Source organism: Simkaniaceae bacterium, from assembly GCA_021734805.1.
Classification (GTDB): domain Bacteria; phylum Chlamydiota; class Chlamydiia; order Chlamydiales; family JACRBE01; genus Amphritriteisimkania.
This window is the reverse complement of record JAIPIG010000053.1, coordinates 1-5558: the sequence shown is the minus strand read 5'-3', so window position 1 is coordinate 5558 and position 5558 is coordinate 1. Positions and strand designations below refer to the sequence as shown.

Annotated in this window: 7 protein-coding genes and 1 pseudogene; all 8 read left to right on the top strand. The window is 37.6% G+C overall.

What is annotated here, in order from left to right; translation table 11 throughout:
* Positions 1–321 precede the first annotated feature (321 nt).
* Entirely contained in the window at positions 322–819 is a 498-nt protein-coding gene (locus tag K9M07_07930; GenBank protein MCF7853146.1) for a transposase, read from the top strand.
* A gap of 350 nt (positions 820–1169) precedes the next feature.
* Positions 1170–2078 (top strand): sulfotransferase, encoded by a 909-nt coding sequence (locus K9M07_07925; protein ID MCF7853145.1) that lies wholly within the window; start codon positions 1170–1172, stop codon positions 2076–2078.
* 15 nt (positions 2079–2093) lie between these two features.
* Positions 2094–2804, top strand: a complete 711-nt coding sequence (locus K9M07_07920; protein ID MCF7853144.1) for a hypothetical protein — start codon at positions 2094–2096, stop codon at positions 2802–2804.
* A gap of 74 nt (positions 2805–2878) precedes the next feature.
* Positions 2879–3334: pseudogene (locus K9M07_07915) on the top strand (IS66 family transposase).
* Between the two features lie 2 nt (positions 3335–3336).
* Positions 3337–3537 (top strand): transposase domain-containing protein, encoded by a 201-nt coding sequence (locus tag K9M07_07910; GenBank protein ID MCF7853143.1) that lies wholly within the window; start codon positions 3337–3339, stop codon positions 3535–3537.
* Between the two features lie 15 nt (positions 3538–3552).
* A complete protein-coding gene (locus K9M07_07905) occupies positions 3553–3804 on the top strand; it encodes an endonuclease domain-containing protein (GenBank protein ID MCF7853142.1) in 252 nt (83 codons plus the stop codon).
* 205 nt (positions 3805–4009) lie between these two features.
* Positions 4010–4720 (top strand): hypothetical protein, encoded by a 711-nt coding sequence (locus tag K9M07_07900; protein ID MCF7853141.1) that lies wholly within the window; start codon positions 4010–4012, stop codon positions 4718–4720.
* Between the two features lie 123 nt (positions 4721–4843).
* Positions 4844–5558: IS630 family transposase (locus K9M07_07895; GenBank protein ID MCF7853140.1), on the top strand; the 715-nt coding region annotated here is incomplete at its 3' end.

Sequence of the window (5558 nt, the reverse complement as noted above, 5' to 3'; positions counted from 1 at the left end):
GAATATTTTGTCTTCATCATATTCAGACTCCTTTGGTCTAGTTAGATGCGACAACTACGCTGACACAGGGGGGTTTCGGGTTTTCCCTTCCACCGTTCTTTTCTCGTCTTTCCGCTGCGAAGGTAAGCGGGAAATAAGCCCATCTACTTAAAAATCGTTCTGTAGGACATCCTTTTGTTATTTACTTAAGAAGATGACCTATAACGAAGTTTTTAAAAAGGTGGGCTTATTTCCCGGTTACGTATGAGGTTATGGTTCGTGAAATTCTTGCAGGTGAAAATATTTTCATCGATGAGAGTCCTGATCTTTTCATGCTAGAGAATGTTGCTTGGGTCAGATCCCCTGAGGAGCGTTTGCGAATACGAAAAGAAAAAGAAATTCCAATTATCGGATGAGCTAATCGAAAAAATTAAAACTCGGCTTGAAGATGGTAAAATCTTGCCAAAGTCAAAACTCCGAGAAGCGCTTGGTTATTTTTGCGGTCTAATGCCCTACCTAAAGAATTATACAAAATATGCATTTGCCAGATTGGATAACAATGTTGCCGAAAGAGCAATTCGCCCTTTAGCCATTGGGAGAAAGAACTGGATCTTTTTTGGTAGCAAAGATGGAGGTGAGGCAGGCGCGATATTGTTATCATTCATCCAAACCTGCCGAGGATTGGGGATCAATCCAAGAGAATATCTCGAAGATGTGTTCCGACGGCTCATGGGGCATAGTGCTAAAAAGCTTGAAGAACTTCTACCTGATCGGTGGCTTGCTGCCGGAAAGCCACCTCAAAATAATGAACGTGTGATTTTCACCCGTCAACCTGGGTAGATTTGACGCTTATCCAAACCGTGCAAACAATCCTCAAATATCGCTCAGGGGGACAGCAGGTTGTATAGGTAATCTATTTGCATAATGAGGGACAAGCCATAGTTGCCCAAAATCTTTCATCTGCTTCCTCTAGGGATGGGGGCTAGAAAAAAAAACTGCAATTGAACTTCATGGATTAAAGGAAGCAATGAGCTTAATTCACCAAAGTAAAAATGTATTGTGCAGTCCTTAACTTCATCCATCAGTGATGGAAATCTTTCAGTAACACTGTACATCTTATCATTAAAAAATTGTTTCTTTTAAAGATTCCGTATAGGAAAATGATCACCTCTTTCAATGGAGTCATGAATATGCGGTATTTTTCTTGTTTTTTCATCTTAACTATATTCTGTCTTCAAAATGGGATTTATGCTGCTAAACAAGTTGACAACACGAGCAGAAAAATTCTTTTAAAAGACCTCTTACAAGAACGGTATTTTTCAAACGAAATTGAAAATGACTCTCCCTTCAATTATATTCCACATCCCAGGATTATTTTGTGTTCTGAGCCTTCATCCGGAAATAGTTGGTGTCGATATGCTCTAGAATATTTAAGCAAACGCCCATCAACTAGATATTTTTTTGATTATCAATATGATAGAAAGTCCTACTTCAGCTTGCCTGAAAAGGAGAGACATTGGTTTAATGCAATCAATCCTTCGTGGGGGATTCAATTTCCTGATATTGGAATTGATTTTTCAAAAGCACCCATCCTGAAGCATCACGATGTTACAAATGTGTATCAAAAAGCGGGATTACAACCACTAATTTATCCTTCGAAAGATAAATTGATCTTAATAGTAAGAGACTATAAAGAGCTTTATTATCGGAATTCCTCAAGCAATCGTGCTCCTATTGAGTCTACTTTAGGCAATTATTTTAATTTATTAGAGTTTTATTATTATTACCCAGAAGACAAAAAAATCCTGGTCTATTATGAAGATCTTCTTAGTGAGCCTAATAAATTTTTTTCGTCTTTATTAGAATTTACTGGAGATAGTAAAGACTATCTAGAAGAATTTATTGAGCAAATTGAATTTCACTCAGGACGTTGCGCTTCATTATACAATATTCCTAAACACGCTAAATCTTTAGGTAAGAAGAATTTTCGCTATTCTAACCAAGTTCATAGGTCTGCTCTCCTTAAATTAGAGCAAGAAGTTAAAGAAAAACACCCAATTATTTTTGATAAATACCTTAAAAAGTATCAATTAGATTAGCAGGAGCGTTAAAATATGAGTGTATTATTTCGAAATATTCAACTTTTAATATTAAGCAATGTATTAATGGCATTTACCTGGTCTTCTGAACGTGTGGAGTTTACTTATTCGGATCCATACGCAACTCATCAGCATATCCTTAAACAACTAGTGCTTAATACAACGGGTCCAATTATTGAATTCGGCAGTGGCAACTCAAGTACAGATTTTTTGCATACTTTATGTAAAAAAACATCGCGTACATTAATCACCCTCGATGATGATAAGCAGTGGTTAGATAGATTCAAAAAGAAATATTTAGGGGATGGCTATGAGGAGGATAATTCTGGATGGCACAAATTTTTCTTTATTCCTGGTAAAAGAGATAACAAAGCTCCAGATCATTGGATCCAATTTTTTGAAAATTGTGAGTATGTCAATTCGCAAGAATATTCTATTTGTTTTGTAGATCAATCTCCATGGCTTGCTAGATATGAAACAATTAAAAGATTTAAAAATCTCTCAGAGTACGTGCTCCTGCATGATTGTAATTATTTCCCAGAAAAAAATGTCTTTGGGAAAATTATTAGTCCTTTAGATCGTAAGAAACACACAGAGGGAGTGTTCGATTTTGGTGATGAATTCCTCTTTTTCAAAGTTTATTATCCAGATCACCCTTGGCCTGGGGATACTGGTCCACCAACTTTAGTGGGAAGTATGTTAAAATCTGAATTTCCTGAATTTTGATAATAAGTAGTTCATTTTTTTGCGCATTTTTACGCAACTGAAAAAATAATAGACGCCATGAAAATGTCCAAGCTATTCTTGGAGATTATCGAGGAGTCTTTCATTCAGATAAATATGGCGCTTATGAGGCCTTTGCTAAACGAGAAGGGGTCATTTGGTCTCCCTGCTTTGCACATATTCGCCGAAAGTTCTTTGAAGCTGAGGCCGGCGATAAAGAATTTAAAGACTGGATATTGGAAAGGATGGGCAATTTATTTGCTCTAGAAGAAGTTGCTTGGAAACTAACCGGTGAAGAGAGGCTGATATTGAGACAAACCCAATCGCTGCCTATCATCAATGAGATGATCAGTCGAGTTAAGGAGGGGCTTCACCTCGGGAAGATCCTGCCTAAATCAAAATTTAAAGAAGCCCTCGGATATTTTTGCTCTCTCATTCCCCATCTGAAAAACTACACTCTCTATGCAAATGCGCGCCTCGACAACAATGTTGCAGAAAGGGCAATCAGACCCATCGCAATAGGAAGGAAAATTGGTTGTTCTTCGGGAGTAAAGAGAGTGGAGAATCGGCATCTGTCTTGCTATCGCTGGTTCAAACCTGCCGTGGACTGGATATCAATCCTCGAGAGTATCTCGAAGATGTCTCTAAGAGAATCATGGGCTATAATGCGAATAAGTTGCATGAACTCCTCCCTGATGAATGGCAAAAAACACGAAGTGCCTTCATACGATCATAGCATGCTTAATTGTAAATACAAGATGGGCTTATTTCCCGGTTACGCACAACAAGCAAACTTGCAATTGAGCTAGATAGCGACCAGCATCTTAGTTCAGCAAACGCTTATCGTAGAGATCGCAGAAAAGATGCACTCCTTCAGGAGAATGCCTACATCGTTTTGCGCTTCTTAACTGAAGACCTAGGAAAACATCTTGACGATGTTTTAGACATAATCTTATGGGTTTTGAGTTCATGTCAAAGGCATACGGGTTTTTCTTTGCCATAGATTGAAAAAATACCATGTGCGGACGATAAAAAGGCACTTGCAAATAGAAGGCACAAAAGATAGAATATGATCTTTTCAGAAGCGATAGGCCAAGGCTGTCTGAATGAAATAGGGAACCACATGAGTTTCAACTAGGAGTGGGACACTCTCTTATATTTGAAGAATATCTTAAAAGATATCAGTTAAACTATCACTAGGTTAAAATATGAGTGTATTATTTAAAAAGATTCAGTTTTTATTATTGAGCAATGTATTGATGGCATTTGCTTGGTCTTCTGAAAGAGAGGGACTTACTTATTCTGACCCATATGCAACTCATCAGCATGTCCTTAAAGAACTTGCACTTAAGACAGAGGGCCCAATTATTGAATTCGGCAGTGGTAATTCAAGCACGGATCTTTTGCACGCTCTATGTAAAAAAACATCGCGTATATTAATCACCCTTGATGATGATAAGCAGTGGTTAGATAAGTTCAAAATGAAATATTTAGGGGACGGATATGAGAAGGATAATTCCGGATGGCACAAATTTTTCTTCGTTCCTGGTAAGAAAGATAACGAATCCCCAGATCATTGGATTCAATTTTTTGAGAATTGTGAGTATATCAATTCACAAGAATATTCTATTTGTTTTGTAGATCAATCTCCATGGCTTGCTAGATATGAAACAATTAAAAGATTTAAACACACCTCAGAGTACGTTCTCTTGCATGACTGTGATTATTTCCCAGAAAAAAATATCTTTGGAAAAATTATTCATCCTTTAGATCATAAAAATCATATAGAGGGAATGTTCGATTTTGGTGATGAATTCCCCTTTTTCAAAGTTTATTATCCAGATCACCCTTGGCCTGGAGATACAGGTCCACCAGCTTTAGTGGGAAGTATGTCAAAATCTGAATTTCCTGAATTTTGATAATAAGTAGTTCATTCTTCTACGCAACTTAACTGAATTTAAAGGAACTTTTCTATGCCAGTCATCAATGAAGAGTTGGAAATTTCAGTTTCAAAAAACCCTTGATTTATCAAAAATGTTCTTATGAATTTCTTATCGCACGATCAACGTACCAAACTAATCTCTCAGCACAAGCTGGAGAGGGATAAGCGGATTTATGACCGCATCAAAGCTGTTTTGCTCTATGATAGGGGATGGTCTTATTCCCGGATAGCCGATGTTCTGCTTCTCAGTGATGAGGGAGTTCGACAGCACATTCTTGATTATCAAAACGCTCAAAAACTTAAACCGGAAAATGGTGGTTCAGAGAGTAAGCTCACAAAAAACCAATCAGAAGAGCTCTGCAATCACCTTCAACAGCATGTTTATTTGTATGTGAAAGATATTGTCGTCTATGTCAAAGCGACGTATCAAATCGATTACACCGTTTCAGGAATGACGCATTGGCTTGAACAACATCAGTTTTCCTATAAAAAACCGGCTGTTGTCCCCGGTAAAGCCAATCGAGAAGCACAAGAGAAATGGATTGCTGAATATGAGCAGCTAAAAAAGGGACTGTTGTCCAATGAAACCATCTGTTTTATAGATGGCGTTCACCCGACGCATAACACAGTAGCCGACTATGGATGGATTAAAGTAGGGGAAAGAAAAGAGAGACCAAGCAATACGGGAAGATCTCGATTAAATATTTCGGCATCGATCGATATGTTGAATAAAAAAGTAGTTCTTCATGAGGATAAGACGTTGAATACGGCCTCTACGCTGGCTTTTTTTAAGAAAATAGAAGAAGCGTATCCTG